At 36.4% G+C, this 26,225-nt stretch carries 25 protein-coding genes; 11 read left to right on the forward strand and 14 right to left on the reverse strand.

What is annotated here, in order from left to right:
* Window positions 1-17: 17 nt before the first annotated feature.
* From AC07UM_RS02235 to AC07UM_RS02250, 4 genes are all read right to left on the reverse strand, one after another.
* The gene (locus AC07UM_RS02235) at window positions 18-1,277 is read right to left on the reverse strand and encodes a tetratricopeptide repeat protein (protein WP_494682686.1); all 1,260 of its coding nucleotides are present in this window, start codon (window positions 1,275-1,277) and stop codon (window positions 18-20) included.
* A gap of 6 nt (window positions 1,278-1,283) precedes the next feature.
* Window positions 1,284-3,446: a type VI secretion system Vgr family protein gene (locus tag AC07UM_RS02240; protein ID WP_494682685.1), complete on the reverse strand. Its 2,163-nt coding sequence runs from the start codon at window positions 3,444-3,446 to the stop codon at window positions 1,284-1,286.
* A 560-nt stretch (window positions 3,447-4,006) separates the two neighbouring features.
* Window positions 4,007-5,773, reverse strand: a complete 1,767-nt coding sequence (locus AC07UM_RS02245; RefSeq protein WP_494682684.1) for a S41 family peptidase — start codon at window positions 5,771-5,773, stop codon at window positions 4,007-4,009.
* Window positions 5,774-5,846: 73 nt separating this feature from the next.
* The gene (locus tag AC07UM_RS02250) at window positions 5,847-6,350 is read right to left on the reverse strand and encodes a DinB family protein (RefSeq protein WP_494682683.1); all 504 of its coding nucleotides are present in this window, start codon (window positions 6,348-6,350) and stop codon (window positions 5,847-5,849) included.
* A 170-nt stretch (window positions 6,351-6,520) separates the two neighbouring features.
* Here AC07UM_RS02250 and AC07UM_RS02255 point away from each other — a divergent pair, with 170 nt between their 5' ends.
* The 3 genes from AC07UM_RS02255 (at window position 6,521) to AC07UM_RS02265 (ending at window position 8,526) form a co-directional block, all read left to right on the forward strand.
* Entirely contained in the window at window positions 6,521-7,657 is a 1,137-nt protein-coding gene (locus AC07UM_RS02255; protein ID WP_494682682.1) for a tetratricopeptide repeat protein, read from the forward strand.
* Window positions 7,658-7,746: 89 nt separating this feature from the next.
* Window positions 7,747-8,070, forward strand: a complete 324-nt coding sequence (locus tag AC07UM_RS02260) for a nuclear transport factor 2 family protein (protein WP_494682681.1) — start codon at window positions 7,747-7,749, stop codon at window positions 8,068-8,070.
* Window positions 8,071-8,184: 114 nt separating this feature from the next.
* Window positions 8,185-8,526, forward strand: a complete 342-nt coding sequence (locus AC07UM_RS02265; RefSeq protein ID WP_494682680.1) for a YciI family protein — start codon at window positions 8,185-8,187, stop codon at window positions 8,524-8,526.
* A gap of 17 nt (window positions 8,527-8,543) precedes the next feature.
* Here the strand turns inward: AC07UM_RS02265 and AC07UM_RS02270 are convergent, their stop codons facing one another.
* The 4 genes from AC07UM_RS02270 to AC07UM_RS02285 all read right to left on the reverse strand — a co-directional run bounded on the left by AC07UM_RS02270 (window position 8,544) and on the right by AC07UM_RS02285 (window position 11,199).
* Window positions 8,544-9,110 (reverse strand): DUF6624 domain-containing protein, encoded by a 567-nt coding sequence (locus tag AC07UM_RS02270; RefSeq protein WP_494682679.1) that lies wholly within the window; start codon window positions 9,108-9,110, stop codon window positions 8,544-8,546.
* A 45-nt stretch (window positions 9,111-9,155) separates the two neighbouring features.
* Entirely contained in the window at window positions 9,156-9,716 is a 561-nt protein-coding gene (locus AC07UM_RS02275) for an AAA family ATPase (RefSeq protein WP_494682678.1), read from the reverse strand.
* 62 nt (window positions 9,717-9,778) lie between these two features.
* Window positions 9,779-10,774, reverse strand: a complete 996-nt coding sequence (locus AC07UM_RS02280) for an MsnO8 family LLM class oxidoreductase (protein WP_494682677.1) — start codon at window positions 10,772-10,774, stop codon at window positions 9,779-9,781.
* Window positions 10,775-10,842: 68 nt separating this feature from the next.
* Window positions 10,843-11,199 (reverse strand): winged helix-turn-helix transcriptional regulator, encoded by a 357-nt coding sequence (locus AC07UM_RS02285; RefSeq protein WP_494682676.1) that lies wholly within the window; start codon window positions 11,197-11,199, stop codon window positions 10,843-10,845.
* A gap of 109 nt (window positions 11,200-11,308) precedes the next feature.
* On the opposite strand from AC07UM_RS02285, the gene AC07UM_RS02290 reads away from it, so the two are divergent.
* Window positions 11,309-12,454 carry an MFS transporter gene (locus tag AC07UM_RS02290; protein ID WP_494682675.1) on the forward strand — a complete coding sequence of 382 codons (1,146 nt, stop codon included), beginning with the start codon at window positions 11,309-11,311 and terminating at the stop codon, window positions 12,452-12,454.
* Window positions 12,455-12,505: 51 nt separating this feature from the next.
* Here AC07UM_RS02290 and AC07UM_RS02295 read toward each other — a convergent pair whose 3' ends face one another.
* The 4 genes from AC07UM_RS02295 to AC07UM_RS02310 form a co-directional block, all read right to left on the reverse strand.
* Complete coding sequence (locus AC07UM_RS02295) at window positions 12,506-12,670, reverse strand: bacteriocin-like protein (protein ID WP_494682674.1); 165 nt, start codon at window positions 12,668-12,670, stop codon at window positions 12,506-12,508.
* 98 nt (window positions 12,671-12,768) lie between these two features.
* Entirely contained in the window at window positions 12,769-13,404 is a 636-nt protein-coding gene (locus tag AC07UM_RS02300) for an ABC transporter ATP-binding protein (protein WP_494682673.1), read from the reverse strand.
* A complete protein-coding gene (locus AC07UM_RS02305) occupies window positions 13,391-14,302 on the reverse strand; it encodes a hypothetical protein (RefSeq protein WP_494682672.1) in 912 nt (303 codons plus the stop codon). The genes AC07UM_RS02300 and AC07UM_RS02305 overlap by 14 nt, the downstream gene beginning before the upstream one ends.
* Before the next feature lie 227 nt (window positions 14,303-14,529).
* Entirely contained in the window at window positions 14,530-15,831 is a 1,302-nt protein-coding gene (locus AC07UM_RS02310) for an Ig-like domain-containing protein (protein WP_494682671.1), read from the reverse strand.
* A gap of 237 nt (window positions 15,832-16,068) precedes the next feature.
* Between AC07UM_RS02310 and AC07UM_RS02315 the strand changes: the two genes are divergently transcribed.
* From AC07UM_RS02315 to AC07UM_RS02345, 7 genes are all read left to right on the forward strand, one after another.
* Window positions 16,069-16,950: a cupin-like domain-containing protein gene (locus AC07UM_RS02315; RefSeq protein WP_494682670.1), complete on the forward strand. Its 882-nt coding sequence runs from the start codon at window positions 16,069-16,071 to the stop codon at window positions 16,948-16,950.
* Window positions 16,951-17,088: 138 nt separating this feature from the next.
* Window positions 17,089-17,802, forward strand: coding sequence for a hypothetical protein (locus tag AC07UM_RS02320; protein ID WP_494682669.1), 714 nt, complete (start codon window positions 17,089-17,091; stop codon window positions 17,800-17,802).
* A gap of 49 nt (window positions 17,803-17,851) precedes the next feature.
* Window positions 17,852-18,385: a Crp/Fnr family transcriptional regulator gene (locus AC07UM_RS02325; protein ID WP_494682668.1), complete on the forward strand. Its 534-nt coding sequence runs from the start codon at window positions 17,852-17,854 to the stop codon at window positions 18,383-18,385.
* Window positions 18,386-18,450: 65 nt separating this feature from the next.
* Complete coding sequence (locus AC07UM_RS02330) at window positions 18,451-18,834, forward strand: hypothetical protein (protein ID WP_494682667.1); 384 nt, start codon at window positions 18,451-18,453, stop codon at window positions 18,832-18,834.
* A 95-nt stretch (window positions 18,835-18,929) separates the two neighbouring features.
* Window positions 18,930-20,066, forward strand: a complete 1,137-nt coding sequence (locus AC07UM_RS02335; protein ID WP_494682666.1) for a DUF4236 domain-containing protein — start codon at window positions 18,930-18,932, stop codon at window positions 20,064-20,066.
* Window positions 20,067-20,207: 141 nt separating this feature from the next.
* The gene (locus AC07UM_RS02340; RefSeq protein ID WP_494682665.1) at window positions 20,208-23,018 is read left to right on the forward strand and encodes a TonB-dependent receptor; all 2,811 of its coding nucleotides are present in this window, start codon (window positions 20,208-20,210) and stop codon (window positions 23,016-23,018) included.
* Between the two features lie 7 nt (window positions 23,019-23,025).
* Window positions 23,026-24,072: a phytase gene (locus tag AC07UM_RS02345; protein WP_494682664.1), complete on the forward strand. Its 1,047-nt coding sequence runs from the start codon at window positions 23,026-23,028 to the stop codon at window positions 24,070-24,072.
* 343 nt (window positions 24,073-24,415) lie between these two features.
* Here AC07UM_RS02345 and AC07UM_RS02350 read toward each other — a convergent pair whose 3' ends face one another.
* Both AC07UM_RS02350 and AC07UM_RS02355 read right to left on the reverse strand, forming a co-directional pair.
* Entirely contained in the window at window positions 24,416-24,748 is a 333-nt protein-coding gene (locus AC07UM_RS02350) for a hypothetical protein (RefSeq protein ID WP_494682663.1), read from the reverse strand.
* Between the two features lie 486 nt (window positions 24,749-25,234).
* Complete coding sequence (locus tag AC07UM_RS02355) at window positions 25,235-26,224, reverse strand: terpene synthase family protein (RefSeq protein ID WP_494682662.1); 990 nt, start codon at window positions 26,222-26,224, stop codon at window positions 25,235-25,237.
* Between the last annotated feature and the right edge of the window lies 1 nt (window position 26,225).

The raw sequence follows: 26,225 nt of genomic DNA on the forward strand, positions 1-26,225 counted from the left end.
ATTGTTTTAATTTGAGATTACCCTGCTTTTGGTTTTTCTACACTCACCCTCCAGTCATCACCAAAATAAGTCTTCATTTCATTGTCCAGTATTGTTTTTTTTTCACCATCGCCTTCGTATTTGAGAATCAGCATTGAGGCTACAAACCGCAGGCTGCTCTGGTCTCGTACCGAAGGATCCATTAATTTTGCTATATCGAGGCATTTTTCAAAATACCTGATCATTTTATCTTTTGTCAGCACAGTATCATTCAATGTTCCGATGATTCTGTAACATTCAATAGCCATCGCATATTCTCCTATCTTTTGTGCTGTTTCTGCAGCTTTTTCAAATATTTTTTCAGCCTTGGATTTTTTGGAATTTCCTAACAGATGACTTCCATAATTCATATACATCTGAACTTCCAAAGGCGAGTCGGGCTCTACTTCTTCAAATATTATCCGGTAAGTATCTTCTGCTCTGTCTTTTTTCTTATCTGCAGTATAAGCCTGAGTAAGCATAAAATAGGCAGAAATCTCCCCCTGTTTATTTTTCTGTTCTTTAGCCAGCTTCACCGCTGTTTTCAACGCATATTCTGCTTCTTTGAATCTTTCTTTGCTTAAATGATTACTCGCTATAAGAATCTGCTGCTGAAAATCTGTATCCGGGCTGTTTTTCTTCCGGTTGGTATGAGCTGCGGTATTCTGCATTAACTGATGAATATCTACTTCTACTCTAAAACTGTGCGCAGAAGAAATTGGTGATAATGTTCTGTACGTGTGATGCTCTGCCCAAACCATTTTAATATCTTTATTTTCTGATGTTTCACAGATCCTACACCACTCTTTTACCCACAAAGACAATTCTTCAGTATCACTGATCCTCAGCGGAGCGATGTAAAGATAGATTTTGGAATGCTGAATATTGGGGAAGTTTTTCTTGAGTTCCAGCAAAGGATAAAATGCTTTATAAGCATCTGTTTTAAAATCCTCCTCCGGATCTTTGAGTTCCCATTGTGGAATATTTTCTTCACTTTTCTTCAACATTTCATAGAACTCAGTCCATTCATCCAGCAATGCTTGTCCAAAGGATTTCATCCCGTTAAATTCCTGATAATGGAGCAAAAAAACATCATCACTTTCTTCATCTTCAGAAAGTCTCGATTTAATAAATCCGTCAAAAAGATCGGTTTCATGTTTTTCTCCTATACAAATCAGCATAGGTCTTTCCTCGTTCTTTGAAACTACTTTCTGCCATTGTCTTTTTAATTTCACCAACTCCAGGTCTACAGGATTCATTTTCTTTTAATTCAGTTTTACAGTTCCACTTACAATATTTGTCTCACTTCCGCCACCTACATTGATTTTGCCCCCGCTGCTGAGATTGGCTTCTGTATCTCCTCTCATGGAAAGTGTTTTGGTTCCGATATCCAATGTCTCTGATTTGATTCCGATTCCTGAAGTAGGATCACCATCTTCAGGTCCCACCCCCACTCCAATGCTCGATGTTCCTCCCACTCCGATATTGATTCCCTGCACAAATATTTCTTTGCCTTTGATCTGAATATTTCCATCTTTATCCATATAAAGAGAACTGCTTCCACAATTCAGAGTAATGGAAATTTTACTGTCTATGGTTATATTTCCGGCTCCATCAAGAAAAACAGAGTTTTGATCTTTATCTCTCACGGTAATCCCTCCGGCATCGTCTAAGCTCATGGTATGTCCACTTTTGCTGCTTAGACTTTTGATGTTATTTCCGGTTCCGCCACCGCCGCCAACTCCACCATGGAACATTCCTCCCATCACAAACGGACGGTCAGGATTCTGGTGGGCAAAGTTGACCACTACCTGATCTCCCACTTCCGGAATTGCCATGAACCCTCTATTTTTGCTCACTTTTTCGCTTCCACCACCATCGGGAGTCATTACCCGGATATATTCGCTTGTGGTAGAGCCATTTTGCCAATCAAATTGAACTTTCACTCTTCCCTGATTTAAAGGATCGGTATTGGAGATTACTTTTGCAAACTGAGCATCTGCTTTCGGGGTGTGAAACTCCGGGCGGGGAATAAATCCTGTATCAGAAGCTATCGCCTCAAATGTTCCGGTGTAATATCCTCTGGCATCTACCTCATGATACATATCCGTAATCATAAGTTTAGTGAAATAGGTGGTTTCACTGCTTTCGGCTTTCCGCATTTCAATATCAGCAATACAGCCAGGATAAAGGAATGGTACTGTGGTAATTCCTGAAATAACAAATACTTCAGAAGCTTTGCTTCCTGCCGTTCCTTTCTGGGAATTTTCCACATCCATAAAAGACACAGCTTTTATAGGAGCCACTCTTAACGAAGGGGTTGTAAAGGTTTTTTCTGAAATTTCGTAGGCTCGTTTTGCAATATCCGAAGTATGATTAATCTTTGAATTTCCAGCGGTTAATTTTTCATTTTTACTGCTGTTATATCCATAAAATGATGGGTTTACGTGCTGCGCTTTCATCTTTATTTTGATATCGCTTACACTGCTTCCATAAGTCAGTTTTACAGGTTTTTCCTGAGGAGGGAGTTTTCCGAAATGAAGAACTTCACCATCATAATAAAACTGTTCCCCATAGGCTTCTGCAATTCTTGCCAGATAATTGTAATGGGTTTCTTCATATTGGGAGGTGTACGAAATATTTCCGTGTGCTGCATCTACTCTAAAATCAAAGTTATTCTGCCCCAGACCTTCTTTGATGACCTGATCTGCAATGCTGTTCAGACTAATTTCCTGTGCTCCTCCAAAACTTTGAATGTGTGGAGCTGCATCCAACAGGACCGTAGGACTTGACCCCGTAAGGACAATATTTCCAAGACTGCCTTTTTCCTGGCTGAAACCTACTTCGGTAATCACTCCTACAAAGTTTCTTTCGGGCCCGTCTTCTACATCTTTATATCTGAAAATTACGGTAATTCTTTTTCCTAAAAAGTTCTGAGCTTCTTCCAGATTATGGTTTTCTGAGTTCCCCAGAATATCGTGAGCCAGCATCAGATCAAATTCATGATGCTTTACAGCACTCTGCTTGAGTTGAAAATGCTTGAAATGTTTGATCACTTTTCCGTCAATCACAATTTCAAGTTTTACGACACGGTTGATTCCTGCCATCTGATTGCCAGGAATTGTATTCGCATTATAGATCCCTGAAGTCGGTTGTTTGGACCATACTTTATCTTCTACCAGCGTGGGAGGGTTAGGCTGTTTGACCTGGTTCATAAACATTTGTGAACCGTTTTGAACCATTCCTGTATAGGCTTGAGCCTGAACCATTTTTTCTGTAGCTTTCTTTATGGCTCCATTTGATTTTTTCTGTACTTCCTGAGCAGCCTTGCCGGCCGCCTGATCTGTCAGAGTTTCTTTCAGATTATTTACAGCTGGAATTTTATCTTTGGAAACAGGCATTTTGGGTGAATGATCATCCTGAAACATAATTGTAATATTTTGATTGATTGGGTGTCAAATTTTTTTTAAGGCAAAATCTATCTGAAAAAAATCAGATACACTTTCGTTATCCGAATTCCATTCTATGAAATCCGTATATTGAGGTCAAACAGGGGTATATAGTAATCGTAAAAAGGAAAAGCAGAACAGTAAGTCTACTTTATGTCCCTGCTGAATTGTATAATTCTTCTTGATACTGCTGTCATGAGGTGCAAATTTTAATCATTATTAATTTCTTTTGTAATTGGATTGGTGGTATTACAAAGATAGAGTGGTAATTGCTATCCAAAAAATTTTCAGAAGCTAATCTGAAAATTTGTAGTAGTTCTACGACTTTTTATTAATAACTCTAAAGCAAATGATTAAAAAAAACAATTAAATAGCTCTATATCAGATTAATATTTAACAATTTTTAATAAATAAAAACATCATATTTATCACTTAAAATGGAAATAACATAAAGTTACTCTACATTTCAGCAACAATAAACCCCTCTGAAATAATGAATTTTCAGAGGGGTTTATATATAATACTTCAATGATTGATTTTTACTGCTTTCTAAGCTCTGAGACTTTTTTGAGATAAACATCTGTCTGATCCAGAAACTCCTGATCGGTCTGCTGAATTTTTATATGAGGTATAATCCCCTGTCCTCTTTTCTGATCCGGAAGATTCTGTGCATCCTGAATCACATGAACAATAGAAAATCCCGTCTGGATGCCGGTATTGGGAAGTTCATATACTAATGGAAGATGCCCGTTATGTTCGTAATACCCACCTACTGTTTCTTTTCCAATTACTACTGCATTGGTGTAGGATTTAATCAATGAGGCAAGATGTGAAGCCGCAGAAGCCACACGCTGATCTACCAGCAGATAAAGCTGCCCTTTAAATGTCCTGCCATTAGGCATAATTAAAGGATTTTTATCATCTGCCCAGTAATATTTTCCTTGAACCTCTTTAGGATAAAGCTGTTTCAGATAGGCATTCAGCCCATGTTTATCCTGCACTCCATTGGAAAGAAAAAGAGAAGTGATGATCAGTTTCTCTTCCATAGGCACCTCATTGAACTTAGTATAAGCATAGTGGCTGTCACGGAAAGGTCTTTCTGTAAGATAAGAGAATACTTTTTCATACAAAGCTCCTGTACCTCCGGTATTTCCTCTAAGATCAATAATAAGGTTATTTATTTTCTCACGTTCCAGGGTATCCATCATCTGGTCAAGGAAAACACTGAATTTTTTATAAGCAGGATCTTCTTTTCCGGTTGCAAAATCAAATCCCCTCAAAGATAACCGATATATTCCCTCACCTTCTTTCGTAAAACTGTATTTTTCGGAGAGTAGCTTTTTGTCAAAAACTAATGAATGTCTTGAATCCTGAAGCTTTTTAAAGTTTTCTAATGAGATTCCCGGTAATAAAACTTCTTTTACATTTCCATTCCATTGATAGCTGATGACATAATTTTTGTGAGTACCGAATTCTATGTAAAACTTGTCCAGCATCCCTCTCTCAAAACCCGCCACTTCTTTGTAAGGCATTGAATATCCGTCAGAAAAATAATATTTTGAAAAACGGCTAATCATTTCTTTCGCAGGAACTCCATTAATAGAAAGGATTTCGGCACCTAAAGGCAATGCCACGTCTTTTGAATCCTGAAGCAGACGGCCATCCATATTCTTCAGTGTAATGGGTAAATATTCCGGTTTTTGGGTGAGGTAATAAGAAGCGTGGTTGGGCAGATCTGTATAGTTATGGCAACTTCCTTCAAATCCGGTAACATTGGCAATAACTTTATAAAAATCGAAAATATTTTTGCTGTTTCGGGCTTCAATCTCAGCCTGTTGATAAATGCTGTCAATCTGTTCTCTCGTTCTGTAAACATACAACCCTGAGTTGGCTTTTTCTCTGATAGAGCGGAATGTTCTAAGATCTTCCACAAACTGATCAGGGCTGAACTGCCCATGTAATATAGCTACATTTTTAGATTCAGTAATGGAAACTTTAGCCGTTTTACTTTTCTCAGCATAAGATTTAGCCCAGATTTTAAGCTCATATTTTCTTCCTTTTTCTGGGGTAAAGTATAAACGTTCAACACTTTTTATTCCTCTGGAATCATCCTGTTCTTTCAATTTCTTGCCATCCATGAACAATGCAACCCCCAAATTCGCATCTACGGATTGTACCGAAATCCATGAAGGTTTATGAGACTGAGGAGCATATTTTAAAGTATCTCCCGGTTTCAGTTCTGAATGCGTCTGTGCATAAGCACTGTTTAGTAACAGCACTAGAGGAATGATGAAAGGTCTGGTCATTACTATTTTTTGAATAGGCTAATATACAAATTAACCCCACCCGATTGAATAGCCTTCAGTGATTCCTTTTGTCCTATAATTTCACACTCATTTCCTGAACTTCTTCCGCAGAAAAGCCATAGATCTGGGGTGTTTTTACATCCAAAAGGTTGAGATAGATATACAATTCTGCTCTGTGATGAATTTCATGTTCTATCATGGCACGAAGCCACTTCCATATTGAAATTTCGTTATTAGCCGGAGTTAAGCATTTACGGGTAAGATCTTCATCAGATAGTCCGTTGATAATTTCCAATGTCTGTCTGTGCATCTCATTGAAAAATATAACACTATTTTCATAGCCATCTGCCAGATCTTTTCCACATCCCGGATAGGCACTTTTCCTTCCGGAAATGGTTTCTCCATACATATACCGCTCAATAGCAGCAATATGTCTGATCTGGTCGCCAATCGTAAATTTCCCGGGTTTATAGGAAAAATCAATATACTCTGGAGGAACCACTTCAATAATACGATGGGTTCTTTCTCTTATCTTTTTATAATAATCCAGGAATGATTCTACAGTTTTTATTTCCATATCTATTAAACTTTGTCTGATCCTTTTTCTATAGAATGAATATAAGAAATCTAATGAGAAAAGTTTTTTATTTCAATTATAAACTATTCATAAAATTAAAAAATTCCCAATAAGTAAGGATAAAATTTGGAATCTTATTAAATATCCAATATTTTAGTTAAAAAATAACCATGATGAAAACAGGAATTTGTTTGTGTCTATTTGTATTAGGCTTTAACAAAATCACAGCTCAATCTTCAAAAATTGATAGTGAAAAGCTTCTTGAATATTATGAAACACAACGTTATGCCGATGCTGCCCGATATCTGCAAAGCATATATCCGGAAGACACTCAGGATATGAAAGTTCTTTCACAAATAGCCTATTGTAATATGATGGCAGGAAAACTTCCTGAAGCTGAAAAAAATTACCTGAAAATCAATACAATTCAACCTAACAATATGGCTACTCTATTCAGTTTGGCCGGGATCAATTCCAGACGGGGCAATGTTTCCAATGCTAAGACCTATCTTCAGCAGATCATTCAGCTGGACAGTCTTAACTTTAACGCTTATAAACAGCTTGCAGCCTATGCAGAAACTCCAAATACAAAGCTAAGTTACCTTAAAAAAGCCAATGTTATAAATTCTATAGACCCTGATGTGTCCTATGATCTTTCCATGGTTTACAATGGACTCAAACAATATCAGTCAGCTTATGATGTATTGAAAACAGCCATTGCTTCCGACACAGAAAATTTTACTTTGCAGCAAGCTCAGTTATCCATCGCTAATAGGCTTGGTAAATATACAGAGGTAATTGAAACAGGGGAAAAGCTATTGAAAAATCATGCAGATGTAAATGTGATGAACGATATGGGACAAGCTTACTTTTATCTAAAGGATTATCAAAAGTGCATCAGTCTTTATAAAATACTTGAGGAAATGGGGGTGCAAAATGAAGGCACCTTATATTATATGGCATTAAGCTACCGGGAACTGGAAGATTATAACAATGCCGCAATCTATGCCCAAAAGACCATTGAGGAAGCTATTTCGGATCATACGACTCTTTATTATGCAGCACTGGCGGGTATTTATGAAGCAAAAAATCAGTATAATGATGCTGTAACTGCTTATAAAAGAGGGTTGACCTTTGGTACCAGCAATATTATTTATTACCGCCTGGGGCTTTTGTATGATCTCAATCTAAAACAGCCCAAGAATGCCATGACCTATTATCAGATGTACCTTAAAAACAATCCGGATCAGGAAAAGGAAAAAGAGCAGATCGCTTATGCTAAAGGCAGAATTCCAAACTTAAAATAGTAAAAATTACGAATCATTTTGTGATTACAATCACAGATGAAATAATATGTGACCAGCTAAATTTGTATTTAATAATAAAAATAAGACTTATGAACAATACAGCAGAACAGTTTATCCAATATTTAAATGAGGAAAATTTTGACATGGCAGAAAGCTGTCTGGACCCTGATTTTAAATTTATTGGAGTATTGGGAAAAAGAGAAGGTGCTTCTGTTTATATCACAGATATGAAGCAGATGAAGTTTAAGTATGAAATTCTTAAAACTTTTACAGCCGGAGAAGACACATGTCTTTGGTATTCTATTGATATGGGAGAAAAAACGGTAGAAGCTTCCGGATGGTATCATATAAAAGAGGGAAAGATTCATTCATTGAAAGTTTTGTTTGATCCCAGATCTTTATTAAACAACTAAAAGAATTAAAGAATGGGATTGTACTCTATCAGCTGAAGGACAGATTTAAAATAAAATAAAAAAGTACTGTCCCTATCGTGCAGTCTTAATCGTCATTATAAAAAGAATTTAAACATGAAAGAATTTGCATTGATCTTCAGACTGAAAGATATTTCTGATTTTAAACCTTCCCCGGAACAGATCCAGGAGCGTATGAACTGGCTGGGAAGTATCGCTGCTCAAAACAAACTGGTAGATAAGGGGAATACCCTTTTACCTGCACCGGGAACTGCAAAAACAGTAAAACCGGATAATATCGTAACAGATGGTCCTTATACCGAGATCAAGGAGTTCATCAGCGGGTATATTATTGTACGGGCAGAATCTATTGATGAAGCAGTAGAGATGGCTAAAGGAAATCCTATCTTTAAAATCGGGGGAAATATTGAAGTGCGTGAAGTTTTAAAAATTAATTAGGAAGACTGGAAAAGATTCTAAATCCATCCAGTTTTTTTTCTCCAAGCTGTATAATCAGCATCTTTACTCTCTATTTCCGGAATGTTCTGAACTTCCGGAATTTTATTGATTTCTTCTTGAGATAATTCCGGCAGATTTACCTTTTTGCGTTCTTTATTTAAGTCTTCTTTATTTTCTACAGGATAGATCATTCCTTCAGCCGTCAATTGTGTCCCGTATCTTTGCGGCTTACTTTGAAAAAACTGAATCCGGTCGTATAGATACGCCTTATGGGCTGGATTAATATCACTGCTCTCATCCTCTATCATGGTATAGCATTCTTTCATAAATTCCGGCTCACCAATAGCATGCTGGATGATCAGCCAGGCTGCATCACTTGCCTCTTTGCCTACTTTTGAGAGGGTGGGATAACCGATTTCGGTTATAATTTCCCTAAGCCGTTGCGCATTGGCTTTATGAATATTTTCCATTTCAGGATGATACCCGCCGGATAATTCTCCTGCTTTTAACAGCTTTTCTCTAACGGACAGGTCTTTGTCAGCGAGTTCAATCAGCTCTTTTTCAAAAGGAAGATGTTTCTTCATGTTATAAATGATGAATGATAATTGATAGATGATGAGGCAATTAATCTAATTATTATATGAAATAGTATCAAGGATGAAGCGTGCTCTGTTTTCAGCTGTAGTTTTCGGGACTTCTATGAGACTGTAATCATATTCCTGATAAATTTCTTTCATATATTCAAAGGTAAGTATTGCTTTTTCAAAGGTTTGTTTTCTTTCGGGATCATTTTCATAAATCTCTTTCCATGGGGGAAGAATGAATACAGTGCTATTATAAACGATTTCTCTTGCTTTTGATTCCATTGATTCCGGAATGGGAATATTTTCAAGCCTCATGTATCCCAGTGTATCCAATATCCCACGATCAAAGAAAACAGGTTTCAGATGGGTGATCTGAGTTATTTTTTGGTAATTTTTTACGGCCTCTTCAAACATCAGATGAGCAAAAAGCTCCTTATCCAGCCATGGAAGTCCTTCTCCACCGGAATGGATCTGTTCTTTTATGATTTTCCTGCCTTCTTCGGGAACAGCGGTCAGCCCGTTTCTATTGAATTCATCCAGTAAGGTCGTTTTTCCCGCTCCGGGACCGCCTGTAATGATATATAACATTGAATTTTCCTGCTTCATAAGGCTAATTTATTTCTTAAAATAACCCTGAGTACAACAGCAACTTAAGATATTCTGCAGGATTATTTATTATTTTTAATGATACTTTTATAGGTGTAGATACGATCTTTCTCCCGGTGCATATTGCACAATATCAGGAGATCATCCGTATTGTATTTCTCTGAAACCTCCTGTAATCTCTGATCAACAGACTCCGGGGTTTCTATTATAATTCTGTCTAAAATTGTAAAAAACTCTTCTTCATCTTCAGTTCCCAATATCTTTTGTTCTATAGCTTCAGAAGAAAGAACGGCATTCGGACTGGCTAACTGGCGGGATTGTAAAAACTGATAGGCCATCCCATAAGCATTCCTTCTAGCTTCTTCAATGCTGTCTGCTACCGATACAGCCACTGCAACCTGCAAAGAAGGCTTGGGAAAGTACTGATTTCCGTCGAATTCTCTGAGATAAGCCTCCGTATTTTCCATTCCGTTTTCACTGTTCATAAAGGCGGCAAAAGAATATCCTATCCCATGTTTTGCTGCTTCTTTTGCAGAAGTCATTCCTGATCCCAGCCACATGATTTCCGGGATATGCTGTACATGTGTAGGCTGTGCAATAAGACCTTCATATACTCCTTTTTCATCCCTGATGAACTGAATGATTTCTTCCAGTTTCGTTTCCATATTGGACAGTACGACGGGTTTATGATTATTCAAAGCCATGACAGCATCTTTTAATCCACCGGGAGCTTTTCCTAATCCGAGAATAAAACGTTCGGGATATACAGTTGATAGCAACTTGGCCCATTCTGCAATTTTATAAGCCGAATAGTTTCTCATCATAATTCCGGCTGTTCCTATTTTGATCCGGTGTGTTTTGCTCAGGATAATAGCTGCTAAAAGTTCCGGACTGGAACTTCCATAGGCTTCTACACCATGATGCTCGGAATACATGATGCTGTGAAACCCTGTCTCTTCGGCCAACAAGGCAAGATTAATACTGTTGGTCAATGCAGATGCGGCAGTCCCCCCCATTGTTGCAGGTGACTGGTCTAAGATCCCTAATTTCAGCTTCATTGTATTGAAATAGATTTTATGTGAAGGTATGAAAAAAGCTATTATTTAATGGAAAAAACAGGTGCTTTTCATTCTTTAGGCGGAAAGACAATTCCTTCATCTTTAATCAGATCGTAGCCATATTTCATAATGGTTTCAATGACCGGAATGGCTTTTTTTCCTTTCTCTGTAAGGCTGTATTCTACCTTTGGAGGAACTACGGGATATACTTCACGATGAATCATGTCTTTAGCTTCCAGCTCACGCAGCTGGCTGGTCAGCATTTTGTCCGTGATATAAAGAATATCCTTTTTAAGCTCACTGAAACGAAGCGGCTTCTCCTGTAACCTCCACAAAATAGGCATTTTCCAGGTTCCTCCGATATGGTTTAATGCAAATTCAATGGGGGTATAATACAGTCTTTTATCATGGAAAAACTCGGGCATAATAATCGTTTTTACAGGTACACTTTCAAAAAGGTAAGTATAGAACTAAAAGGTAAGTATATAGCTTTCCGATAGTCTATTCTGCAAATTTGCAAAAAAAATAATGAAAATGAACAGAAATCTTTATGTACTGGCTTTAGGTGTTTTCGGAATTACGACCACTGAATTTGGAGTCATTGGTGTCCTCCCCGAAATAGCATCTGCATTCCGCGTCTCTATTGAAAAAGCAGGATGGCTGCTGAGTGCTTTTGCCTTGATCGTTGCTGTTTTTGGCCCATTTATGCTGCTTGCATTATCCTCTTTCAAAAAGAAAAGTCTGCTGGTTTTTTCTTTATTTATTTTTGTTGTGACCAATATTCTGTCTGCCTGTATGACCAATTTTTATGTGTTACTTGCTGTCAGAATGATTCCTGCATTTTTCCATCCGGTATATTGGTCTATTGCTTTATCTGCTGCCGGAGCAAGTTCGGATCCCAACGAGAAGTCAAAAGCGGTGAGTATTATTTTCTCCGGGCTTACTCTGGCAACCGTACTGGGAGTTCCCTTGGCAACTTTTATGTCTGATCTGTTTTCCTGGCAGTCTTCTTTTGTCTTGACCGCTTTTATTAATGGAGTCGCTTTGATAGGGGTTTGGTTTTATTTACCTTCTATTCAAACGACAAAAAACGTATCAAAGAGATTTCCTACTGAGATCTTTCACAGTAAGCTTTTGTGGATCAGTCTTTTTCTTGCATTTTTCATCATTGCAGGCATGTATTCTACGTATGGCTATATGGCTGACTTTCTGCAGTATGTGACTAAGATGAATGGAAAACAAATCAGTCTGATGCTGTTTTTATTTGGCATTGTAGGGATTGCAGGAAATAAAATAGCAGGAAAATATATGAGTCGGTATCCGTTTCAAACCACTCTCTTATTTTTGATTTTATTATCCGGGATTCATCTGTTGATCGGACATTACGGGACTTTCATTTCACCTATGGTATGGATTATCGGATGCTGGGGACTGGTTCATTCCGGAGGTTTTCTGATCAGCAATATCAATATAACCTCCTCTACTGCATGTTCTTCTGAATTCATCAATAGTATTTTTACTTCCTGCGGAAATTTTGCAGTAACGGCAGGGACTTTGTTCGGAGGGTTTTGGATTTCCCGTTATGGCGTTGAGAACATAATAGGGTGCAGTATTATAAGTATGATGTCAGCACTTATTATACTGATCGTAAGAAAGAGATATGCAAAACTTATGCTTTAATACAGAAAAAATAAAACCTTCCGTTAACCGGAAGGTTTGTTTATAAAAGTTTTATGCACATCTGATCTCACCACAACCGCCACCGCCGCCGTTTCCATTTTTGTAATAACATGTTGATGTAGGACAGTTACACGCCATACATTCACTCTCCGCTGGCGGGCGACCTCCTGTGATAGATTTTAAACTCTTTCTCGCGATTTTTTTTAAATTTTTCATAATAAATAAGTTATTAGTTTGAAAAGGTAATTTAATAAAAAAATCAATCAACAGGTTTGATCTCGATTGTTAAATAGTGCTAAATTTTACAATCTGTTTTAGAATGTAAATGTATTCAACTGGCTAAATTCTTCCTTTCCGTAGATTTTTTCAATTTTTCCCTCTTGCAGAAGGGCAATTTTATCACAGGTATGAAAGAGGGTCTCAATGATATGGGAGCTCACAATCACTACTTTATTTTCTGACTTCAGCTGTCTGATAATATCATAAAGAATATGGACGCCTTCAAAATCTACTCCATTAAATGGTTCATCCAGGATGTTAATCGGTTTATCAAGCATCAGCATTCCGGTGAGGGCCAGCTTTTTCTTCATCCCGCTGGAATAATATTGTACATATTTTTTCAGAGGAAGGTTGAATTTCTCAATAATGTCTTTGATTTCAGCTTCTTTTTTTGAGGTAAAATAAGCCAGATATTCTTCTCCGGTGATGTAAGGGTAAAAATAGTTTTCAGTTTCCAGGTAGGAAATCATTTCCCGTTTCAGCCGTTCATTCTTCCAGGTAATATTTCCTGAAAACGGCACACTTCGGTACAATGATTCAAACAGCGTGGTTTTTCCTGCGCCGTTTTTTCCAAGCAGTCCCAATATGCATCCTTCTTCTATTGATATATTCAGATAGTTCAAAACTTTCTGATTTTTAAAATGAACATTTATATTTTTAATCTCCAACATAGGTCTTGATATTTTGAGAAGCTTCTTTTATATTGTTTTTCAATAGGAATAAGGCCGGAATAATGGTCATACAGCATAAAGTATACTCAATAAATACTCCAATATTATAGTAATTATTCTTTTCTTTATAATGATACTGTTTATATTTCCGGGTCAGAATCAGCATTACATACAAATTCATAAAGACAAAATAATAGAGAACATATAAACTGTGTGCCGTATTGAAAATCAGAAATGAGCAGTACGTGGGCAAAAGCAAAGTGTTGAAAAACAGAGAATTTCTCCTGAGCTTCTCTTTTAAAGTATATTTTTTGAAATACATTTCGAGAATCTCTTTATTTTCATTGGGCTCGTAAATATGTGAAATATAATCCAATACAAAAGTTCCTGCCAGGATCAAAACTATCGGATGGTAAGATGAACCCCAGATCAGGATAAGCCCCAGGGCTGCCAACCATGTATTTTTTCTCAGAAAACTTTTCCATTCAAACAAATCGTCCGGAATAAAATTCCATTGTAAGGCAAACCATGGCTTCGATCCTGGAGCCACAAAAGCCAACAAAAGCAACATGGGCAGAGATAATAATGCCGTTTTCTCCAATTGATAATGGATGTTTCCGCATAGCAGAATCCCGTAAATAATGGCCGCTTCCAATACAATAATCAACCGCCAGCTTTTAACAAAGACTTTTTTCAGAAAAGGAATGTCTTTTCTTTCGTAATGAAAAAGCAGTGTCAGTATAAAAAATAAAAAGGGATAATAATAGCTTTCAGGTAATTTCATGATGATCAGAACTCCCAGAATAATCAGAACAGGAACACTTGCTCTTGGATTAAGATTTAATAGTCTGAAGCTTTGATGAAATCTGAATTTAAAATGGTTAAATAGTCTTTTCAAGGGTTTTTACAGCGATCTTCTGATGCTTTATGTATTTAATTTTACAGAGTCTAAAGATAAATATTTTTCAGCGTATGAGAATGATAAAACCTACAATCTATTGTATTATTAAACACAAAAATATCATGTTGGCACCACCGAACTTCCGGTTGTGCCTGAAGGTTGCCATATAAGTAAGAAACAAACTATTGAGGCCAGGTACAAAAGTTGATTCATTGATGGTTAAATTATTTATTGTCCGTTTTAAACTTTATAAGAAATTTCTCCTCTTTCAGGGGATAGCCATCTTTAGAAATAAAACTTTTGTTGGTCAGTACAAATTCATACTCTTTATTAGGTTTTAGGTTGACAAGCATTACCAATGTTTTGTTATTATTTTCCATTCCCACAATTTTGGAAATTGGGTAATAGTCTCTTCCCTTATCGGAAAGATTGAAAGAGTAGCTTCCAGCAATCATTTCTTTTGAAAAAGTAACTCTTATTTCTTTTGTGTCAGCACTTACATGTACAGAACCATTGGAAGGGTCTATTTTTACAACGTATGGTAAGTTCTTTTCATATTCTTTGATCAGTTTTTGTTTATCAATCTTGTCTTTGAAAAATTTTGATTTGATCAGAAAATCTTCAACAGCTTTATCATCATCGTAATTCAGTTCAATAATATCTTTGACTGCTTGTTTTTTATCTTTTGCATTCTGATAATACAATTTACAGATCTCATACCCCACATAATATCCCAGATCTGCACTCTCTCCTTTTTGCCTTCCATTATAGAGCCAATTTCTAAAATTACCGGTAAACATTTCTTTTTTAAAAAGGTCTTTAACTTCTGCTGAATGAGCCTTTCCATAAGACAGGTATTTCCTTTCCAGAGTGGTATTCATCACCAATTCGGCAATAAAATCACAAGCTCCTTCCTTTATGGACTGGCTTAAAACTCTTCGGCGGCTTCCCGTCTGTTGAGTATGGATATATTCATGAACATTTAAAGAGACAATATTATCTAAAGACTGTTCTGCAAAAACACCTTTCAGCCAATCATCCTGAAATTCCGAAACATTTGTAGACGGAAGCCCTGTGGCAATTTCAGCACCTACCAATACTTTGTTTCCACTTACTGTTCCCCCGGAATTGAGTCCGCCAATTGTAAAATACATTTCGGCTTCTTTCAATTCAGGATAGAGCTGTTTCAGTCGGACAACACTGGTTTCCAGCTCATGGGTTTTGGTTTTTATCGCCAGAGTATTGGGTCTGATTGAGTTCCAGAATGTAGGGTATTTGTCAATGATATTTACAAAAACAGTATCATTATAGTCTCTTACTTTCATGAATGTTTTCAATCCTTCTGTTCCTTTATCAGTATAAAGCCTTTTAATCAGATCCATTTTTTTGGAATGATTATCTGTCTTTTGAATGCTGTCATAAGCCACCCAAAAATTATCGATATCTGACGTAAAAATCTTAGTTGATTTTTGTGAAAAAGCACTCGAAAATACAAGTGAAAAAAAAATGACGGAAATCTGTTTCATGATTGTTTTTTACCAATGACAATTATACAGATAATAATATTGTCTTCAAAGCGTATTTTATAATCAAAAAAGCCCGTATTTTAATGCTGAAAAATAGTGTTAATCATTTGGCTATAAATGCGTCAAAGCGTGTCTATAGACTTGTATCAAATTCTATTTATATTAGTTCCAAATAATTTCAATTCTTTACTTTTATTTTCATAAATATTTAATACTTTAGCTTAATAATTTGAACGAATGGGAATAATCCTTAAACCGATTGATATTGTAGATGACATTTCACAAGAAGAATTTCGTGAAAAATATCTAAAGCCATGTAAGCCAGTGGTAATCAAGAATATGGCTAGAAATTGGCCTGCTTATCAAAAGTGGACGATGGATTACGTAAAGGAAGTAGTAGGCGATGTTGAAGTTCCTTTATATGACAGTTCCAAGGCTGATCCTGCAGCACCTATCAATACTCCAACGACAAAAATGCCTTTTAGCGAGTATGTAGACCTGATTCAAAGGGAGCCTACTGATCTTAGAATCTTCTTTTTTGATCCTATAAAATTTGCTCCAAAGCTATTGAACGATTATGTTCCGCCAAAGAATCTGATGGGAGGATTTTTAGATAAATATCCAAGTATGTTTTTCGGAGGTAAAGGTTCTGTAACGTTCCTTCACTATGATATCGACATGCCTCATATTTTCCATACTCACTTCAATGGAAGAAAGCACGTCCTTCTGTTTGAATACAAATGGAAATCACGTCTGTATAAGCTTCCATATGCCACTTATGCACTGGAAGATTATGATATTTCAAATCCTGATTTTGAAAAATTCCCTGCCCTTGATGGTATTGAAGGAATCGAATGCTTTCTGGAACATGGAGATACTTTATTCATGCCTACCGGCTGGTGGCACTGGATGAAATATCTGGATGGCTCTTTCTCTATCTCCCTGCGTGCATGGGATAAAAGCTGGGCTGTAAAAGCACATTCTCTATGGAATCTTACTGTACAGCGTAATTTCGACAACTTCATGAAAGGACGATACAAAAAAAGGTATATGGACTGGAAAGAAAGAAAAGCAGTAGAAATAGCGAATAACGCATTAAAAAGAGGACTTCCTAAATAAGTAAGAAAGCCTTTTATACAAAAAAAAATGGATGGTTCTGGTTGAACCGTCCATTCTTTTTTTGTTCGCCTATTTTATTTTTGATATATAATTCAAAATTTATTTAAATTGCGTAGGCGTTCCCTAATACCCGTGTATATGTTTGAAAAGTTGATCGATAGCTTTGAGAAGCTCTGCCTTCAGATTATTATTGAAATATTATTGGTTCCAGTAACCGTTTTCAAATTGTTTCAGGATCCCCGCCGCTGCTATGATCTTTCTATACACGAGATGGAAAAAGAAGAAACGGAACGCTTTCAGGATTACCTTTCTCCCATCAAACTTTCCGTGTATACCTCTGTCATAATCTCTGTTCTTTTAATGGATTATGGTGGTGAACATAATATTATTTCGAAGATCAAGGGACTAAGTATGATGGAAAAGGCACTGTTTATATTCCTGATGAATAATATTACCGCAGTAGTATTCAGTGTTGTTTTATTATGGTACAAAAAGGAAAAAGTAAATACAGTCACTTTCCGGACTTTGCTGTTTTCTTTCATTTATACTACTGTGTATACCTCTACTCCATTTTTTATATTAATCAGTTCAGCTATGTTTTTGGGACAAACTTTGAATGTAGAGTCTTATCTGGATCGTCTCGGGAAGGTGAGTGAATATGGGACAAGAGACTATTTGTTTTTTCTGGTCTTTCTTGTTTTTATGATTGTTGGTATTGTCGGTATCTTTAAACTTTTCAAAGCACTACACTACATTTTGAAGAATAATTTCAGTTACCATCCTTATGTCGTGTGGTTTTTCACCGTACTTTTCTTTGCTGTTCAGCTTTATTATGCACGAGGATTCATTTAAAATGATCATGCAAAATATATTGAGTACTTTACATTAATCCAGACCAGATATGAACATTCCGGATATTCATTCTTTTTTAAAAACGGAGCTTCATGTATTAGCCGAAGTTACTTATCCTGCCAAAACGATACTTCTTGATGAAGGAAAAGTTTCAGATAGAATGTTCTTTGTAAAAAGCGGAGCCTTAAGAGAGTTTTTCTATCAGGACGGCAAAGAACTTACTTTGGAATTTATAACAGAAAATCAGGCTGTATCTTCGTTTGACAGCTTTCTGAATGGTACCCGGAGTGAATTTATCATTGAAACGCTGGAAGTTTCTACACTCTATGAAATGCACGTAGATGTTTTTCATAAGCTTATGGAAAATCAGGAATTTCAGCAAACTTTTCATCCACTTTTTTACAAACGTTTCAGTGAAATCAACCAACGGCTGATCTCCTTTATTAAAGATTCTCCACAGAAAAGATATGAACAGCTTTTAAAAGACAGACCCGAGCTTCTGCTGCGCTTCCCACAACACTATATCGCTTCCTATCTTGGAATTACCAGTGTCTCACTGAGCAGAATCCGGAACCGCAGATGATTTCTTTACAATTGTTATCGTTTGATCATCCATCCCTGAGGTAATTTTGTTTCAAATAAAAAATTATGAAACATTTTATCCAAAAGGTTTTCAGCGAAGTTCTGGAAAACCCTTCGTTTGACGAATTATTAATTGAAAAATATTTTTCAAAAGACTACATTCAATCGGTTGATCACCAGCAATTAAATTACGAAGAATTTGTTCTTCATATTAAAAAACTGAAAGAAAAAGTGGCTGAACAGAAGATCGAGATCATCAACCATGCTGAAAATGGGAAGATCATCTTTACCAATCATATGGCAAGATCCGTATTAAAAGACGGAAGTTTTGTTTCTCATAAAGTATTGGCAGAATTTACCATACAGGATCATAAAATTATACGATGTGATGAACTGACTTTGCTGGTGGAAGGAAATCATACTGAAAAAAATCTGGGTTCTGAAAGATAGGATTTCTTTAGTTGATCATAGGCTGTTACGGGAAACCGTAAAAAAACGACCGTGTTACTGTTTAATTTTGACCTGTAACCCATAAAACAATAATCATGGCCTGGAGCTACAGAAAAAGGATCAAAGTGATTCCCGGAGTACATCTTAATTTCAGTAAAAGAGGAATATCTACTACAATAGGTGTAAAAGGAGCCAGTATTAATTTTAGTAAATCCGGTACGGTATTAAATACTACTATTCTTGGTTTTTCTGGCCGGCATCAATTAACCAGCCCTCAATCAGTGTCTAATTCCGGTCCAAAACTTAAACCTTCACCTGCTTCACTGTATCCGGAGAATCCTATTAATCATTCATATTATGACGAAAATATTTTCAGTGCTGACATTCATGAAGTAACAAGCCAAAATATGCAGGGAATCAAAGAATCAATTATTTTAGCCCATCAACAAAAAAAGGAATTAATTATTGACCTTAAAAAAACTTCAAGAACGCTCTTTGTAACAAGGACAAAAAAACTTTTGAGCTTTCTATTTCTTTATGGTTTGATCAATAAAAGTATTCCCAAAAATTCTGATAGAGATATCCAGGCTCAACAACAAGCTATAGATCAGATAAAAATGATGATCGAAAAATGTTACGTTAACCTTGAAATTGATTTCGATCAGGAGATTAAAAGAAAATTTGAAATGCTGTATGAAGCTTTCAAGAAACTTACGACTTCTCATAAGATATGGGATATTACAAGTTCACATTTCCAAGACAGAGTGGCAACTCGATCCTCTGCAGGTACGCTGGTAAGCAGACGTGAAGTTCATTTTGCATTGAAATCAATTCCTTATATAAAGTCAGATTATCAGGCATTGTATCTGAAAAATGCAAATGGAGCAGATTTTTATATTTATCCAACATTTATTGTCATGTATAACAATGAAAATAACTTTGCAATTATAGGGATTGATGAACTGAATTTTCAGCAAACCCATACCAGATTTACAGAAACATCAACGGTTCCCAGAGATTCCAAAATCATTGGGCAAACTTGGGCAAAGGTTAATAAAAACGGTAGTCGTGACAAAAGGTTTAAAAGTAATTATCAAATTCCTGTAGTACGTTATGGAAATATTCGATTTTCTACCCGAACAGGAGTGCTTGAAGAATATGAGTTCAGTAATTATGAATTCGCAGAAGAGTTTGGCAAAACTTTCCGGGAATTCCAAACACAGTTTAAATAATACTTTTTGAAAATTTAATATAGAAGCCCGGAAATCCGGGCTTCTATATTAACAATTCTTAAGAAAAACTTAATTTTCTCTTCAACTCCTTTTCCAAACAGATGTTTAATTTCGTTATGATTTTTATCTAAAAAAGGAAAAGTGAAGAAAATTTTTACCTCTGTTTTATTTTGTGCCTCTATTTTTTTCTATGCACAGACCGGTTCTCTTTCCGGAAACATTAATGACGACTCGAAAATAGCCCTGCCGGGAGCTAAAATCTCCCTAAGTCCGGGAAATATTTATACGACCTCAGATGAACACGGAAACTTTGTTTTCCTGAATGTTCCTCCAGGAAGTTATACTATGAAAATTGATTATCTCGGCTATGGTGTTCATGAATACAACATCACTGTTGAACCTGAAAAAAACACCCGGCAAAATATCGTTTTCGACAAAAAAGAAACATCTATTGCAGAAGTTGTCGTTTCAGGATCTACTTTAAAAAACCAGGCAAGAGCCTTAAATAAGCAAAAAAGCAATGCCAATATTACCAATGTAATTTCTTCAGATCAGATCGGGCGTTTTCCTGATGCCAATATCGGGGATGCTTTGAAACGTGTTCCGGGAATTACCATACAGAACGACCAGGGTGAGGCCAGAAACCTTATCATCAGAGGACTTGCCCCCAATCTTAATTCAGTTACCTTAAACGGTGACAGAATTCCGTCTGCCGAAGGAGATAACCGTAATGTACAGATGGACCTGATTCCTTCGGATATGATTTCCACCATTGAAGTCAACAAAACGCTAACTCCTGATATGGATGCTGATGCCATCGGAGGTTCTGTAAACCTGATTACCAGAGCTTCCCCGAACGGACAAAGAATTTCTGCAACCGTTGCCGGTGGATACAACCCGATCCGTGAAAAAGGAAATTATACTGCCGGATTTGTATATGGAAACCGATTTTTAGATAAAAAATTGGGTGCTGTATTCAGTTTTTCTTATAATAACAACAATTTTGGTTCGGATAATATAGAACCTGTGTGGAGCCAGGCTAATGATATTGCACAAACAGTGTATGTAAGTAAAATGGGAGTTCGTTATTATAATGAACATCGTATCAGACATAGTTTTGATCTTAATATGGATTATGAATTCAATTCCAAAAACAAGATCTATGCTTCTGCAATGTATAATTTCAGAAATGATAAAGAAAACAGGTTTGCATTAGGATATAAAATAAAACCGGTTTACAATGCTGACGAAACAGAAATTACAGACTGGAAAGGAAGTATCACAAGACAAAATAAAGGAGGTGATGCCAATAATGACAATACGCGTCTGGAAAAACAAAAAGTTCAGAATTATGCTTTAAGAGGAGAGCATTTATTAGGTTCCAAAGTGGATCTCGACTGGTCAGTAAATTATGCAACAGCAAGTGAGGACAAACCTCATCAGCGTTATATAGAGTTTGAAAACAGCAAGATGAATTTCTCTCCTGACCTTAGCAATCCTGAAAAACCGATGTTCAATCTCCTTGCTGCGGATAATTTAGGCAGTTATAAGTTAAGTGATCTTTCGGATGCCAACAGTTTTACGCAGGAAAAAGAGTTAGGAGCAAAAGTGAATGTTCGTTTTCCATTTTCAGTGATTGATGGTCAGAAAGGACGTCTTCGTACTGGTTTGCGTATGCGTTTGAAGAAAAAGGAAAGAGATAATGATTTCTATGCGTTCACACCCATCAACCCTATGGGAAGCCTTTTGTCTGTGCCAACAGTATCTCTTGATGGTCAGAACTTTCAACCAGGAAACTATGTCCCGGGGACCTTCGTAGATCCTTCTTATCTTGGAGGTCTGGATTTATTTAATCCAAATTTGTTCAAGGGTACCCTGAAACCTGAAAAATATCTTTCAAGCAACTACAGTGCAAAGGAACAGATCTATGCGGGATATATCCGTTGGGATCAGGATTTTAATGATAAACTATCCATGATTGTCGGAGCACGTATTGAAACCACGCAGATTGATTATACCGGAAACTATGTGATGAATGAAAAGGATCTGGTAGGACAAATCAATAATACCAATACGTATACGAACGTACTTCCGAATATTTCCTTCAAATATGTTCCGGTACAGGATCTCGTGCTTCGTGCAGCTTTTACTACGGCAATTGCCCGCCCGAACTACTACTCACTGGTTCCTTATCTTAACGTTATTTCGGAGGATGAGATCGTTGCCGCCGGAAACCCAAATTTAAAGGCAACGTATGCTTATAATTTTGATTTCATGGCAGAAAAGTATTTTAAGTCTGTGGGAATTCTTTCAGGGGGAATTTTTTATAAAAACCTGAATGACTTTATTTACACCTATTCCAAAAGAAATTATACCGCCAACGATTTTGCGAATGACTTTGCAGGACAAACCAATCCTATTCCTGCCGGAGAAAGCAACTGGAAATTTACCCAGCAGCGTAACGGTGACAATGTAGATATTTATGGTTTTGAAGTCGCTTTGCAAAGACAGCTTGATTTTATTCCGGGAGCTTTCTGGAAGGGACTTGGAGTCTATGTAAACTATACCTATACCAAATCTAAAGCAAAAGGAATTACCAATGAAGATGGTGTTGAAAGGACAGATGTAGGTCTTCCGGGAGCGGCTCCTCATATGTTCAATGGATCTCTTTCATGGGAAAACAAACGTTTTTCAGCAAGAATTTCTATGAATTATGCTTCTCATTATATTGACGAACTGGGCGGCAAGGCGTTTGATGACCGTTATTACGATAAGCAGTTTTTCCTTGATGCCAATGCTTCTTACAAGATTACAAGCCAGCTTAGAGTTTTCGCAGAAGCAAATAATCTGACCAATCAGCCGTTAAGATATTACCAGGGAATTCAAAGCAGAACCGCCCAGGCTGAATATTACAGACCAAGATTTACAATGGGGGTGAAATTTGATTTTTAAAATACGCATGAAAAACATACATTATATATTAGCTCTTTCAGTTCTTCCTTTTGTGATCAACTGTACTGGGCAGAAAGAAGTAACAGAAAAATTAAAACCTACCGTTATTACGGAAACTGTCGCTCATGATACCGATGATCCTGCCATTTGGATCAATCCTCAGGATGCTTCAAAAAGTATCATCATCGGAACAGATAAAGATACTGATGGCGGGTTGTATGCCTTTGACCTTAACGGAAAAATCATCAATAAGGCGCTGGGATTGAAACGTCCCAATAACGTTGATATTGAATATGGTTTTATCATCAACGGTAAAAAAACAGATATCGCAGCAGTAACCGAAAGAGAAACCAATAAAGTAAAATTATATACGCTTCCTGAGCTGAAAGAAATCGGAGAGATTTCTGTATTTGACGGAGAATCAGAACGTGGCCCAATGGGAGTTTCCATGTATAAAAATCCTGAAACAGGAGATATATTTGTTATTGTGGGAAGAAAATCAGGTCCAAGTGACGGGTATCTCTGGCAATATAAACTTTCTGAAAAAAAAGGTTCCATCACAGGAGAAGTTGTGCGTAAATTTGGAAAATACAGCGGCCTGAAAGAGATTGAAAGCATTGCTGTAGATGATGAAATGGGTTACATCTATTATTCTGATGAGCAGTTCGGAGTTCACAAATATTACGCAGATCCTGCGAAAGGCAATGAGGAATTATCAGTTTTCGGGAAAGGAGATTTTAAATCTGACGTAGAAGGAATTTCGATCTACCCTACTTCTCAAGGAAAAGGATATATTTTGGTTTCAAATCAGCAGAATGATACATTCAATGTCTATCTAAGACAAGATCAGTCCAAAGGAAGAATTGCAGAAATCCCTGTTTCTACACTGGAAAGTGATGGTTCTGAGGTGACTAATGTTAATTTAGGTCCGAAATTTCCTAAAGGAATTTTCGTTGCAATGAGTAACGGCAGGGTATTTCACTTTTACGATTGGAGAATTGTTGAGAAAGCAATAAAGTCAGCGGTGAAAGCTGGTAATAAAAATAATCTTTAAACCATTAAGGTTGATAAGATTGTAAGAGTATTAAGTTGAGTTAAAGTTCTGGGATTGCTTCACCTGCGGTTCGCAATGACAACATGGTTCATCTTAATACTCTTTATTCCCATTATGTTGCGTAATCTATTATGTAGTGTTTCAAAGACTTTGTCAACTTATAGCTAATCAGAAAAAAGTATGTTTTAAATAATCCATTTTAGCACTAAAGAATAGTTACCTCTATGCAATCTATAAAGGAATATTCTATATTTTGTATTGTTATATTTATTAATCTTGTCAACATTATTGTAGGACACTCCATTAAGTTTTATGAGGGTTCTTTTTTAATAAAAAAAGTAGTCTAAAAAATATATGTTTCAAATTCAATTTTAATTTCCTCTATTTTTAGATTGTATGGATTGTCTAACTTAAATTTACCTTTTGCAATAAAAGCTTTATTGTAAAATATATCTTCGCTATCTAACCCTAATGTTCCATTTGTAGAAAAAAAACCATCATTAACCAAAAAGATTCCATTAGGAACATCAATCTCAATATCTGCTGGATTAATTTCTACTAGCCAGTGGTTACAAACATAATCCTTTGGCTGTGTATTGTTTAGTATAGTATGCCATGTATCATAATCAATGCTTAATTCTTCTGCAAGCCTGTCTTTTATAATATCAGTTTTCATGTTTAGTCATTCATTGTTAGTAATATTGAAAATACAAGAATAGCTATGTAACTGATTAATTTTAAGTCAATAGCTATTCTTTCTTTTAAGAGAGTTCCAAAATTATCTGATCATATTTTGAATATAAAAAGATATTTTGCAATGATTCCGTCTTAAGAATATCTGCACTATGGAACCCCATCCATTCAATATTTTCAACATTATTATATTTCTCAGCTCTGAAAATTAAACAGAAATATTGAATGTAAATTCATTTTCCTGTATTGCTATTAGCTCTTATGAAATTATTTTTTTACGAAAATATTATACGGAATATGTATATCTCCTTCTCTGGCATATTACAGAACAATAGAAGCCTTGTGCTCATATTTAAACATTCTTTTTCTATTTCAATCTCTTTAGAGGTTAAATTATTTTGAATGGTAATAACTAGAGAGGGTAATTCTCTGCAGTGCAGTATAATGTCTCGTTAATTTTTTTTAATTCTTATATATTGCTAATTTCCGGCCAGGCAAAACCCGTCCCGCCATGCTGATACCTTTCAGTTTCCAGATAGAAAGTATTTACTCCCTGAAGTCCGATTCCGGCGTAATAAACAAATTTATCTACATGTTCCTGATATTCACCAAATTCACGATATTCTTTGTGTAAGGTCATGAATGCCTGCATTTCCTCATGATGAATACGGAGTGTCTCTTTACAGGCATCTTCCAGCGAAAGATTATATTCTTGCTGCAATACAAATACCAGGTTAAAAACTTCTGTCCCTTTCGCCATTTCTTTTGGCAGAGAGTGGATGTCGTTTTGCCATGCCACGGTCAAAGTCATATGAGATATCATTTTTTGAACGACAATATGCTCAAAAATATGCTCGGGTAAAACAAGTCCGGATTCTATTTCGCCGAAGATTAAATACGGACGCATAAGAACAGAATATTCCCGGATGGTTTTGAAAAGCGTAAGTGAGGGTGGGCGCTGAGCTGTCTTGTATGGATATTCCAATTCAATACCATATCGGAAGGATTGATAGAAATAATTAATAAAACGTTCCATCCAGATGTCCGGCATAAAAGCACGGAATTCATCTCTTATCAGCGCTATATGCTGGCAGAGTGCATTTTCTTCTTGCTTTGGCTGATCTCCTCTGAGAATTTCTGTACAACGGTTCCGAAGATATTCCATTTCTTCCGGGGGTGAATGTTCCATCTGGTCATCCAGTGCAACATACTGAAGCATGAATCTGTTGCAGGGAATACTTTGTTCATAGGTTAGATCAGGCCACATCCGAGCAGTACACATATGTAACCTCATTTTCTTGTATTTTTCCCGTTGCTTTTCGGTAAGGAAAGTATAGTCATTATCAATCCATCCATCCATATCTTTCCCCATCTGTTCTGCATGTGGGCTGATAAGATCGGGCCAGGGGTAAAAGCCGCGTGGCAGGTAGTTTTTTGATTTATATTCTTCTGGTTTCATT

Source organism: Chryseobacterium sp. GW821-FHT04C04 (assembly GCF_059420365.1).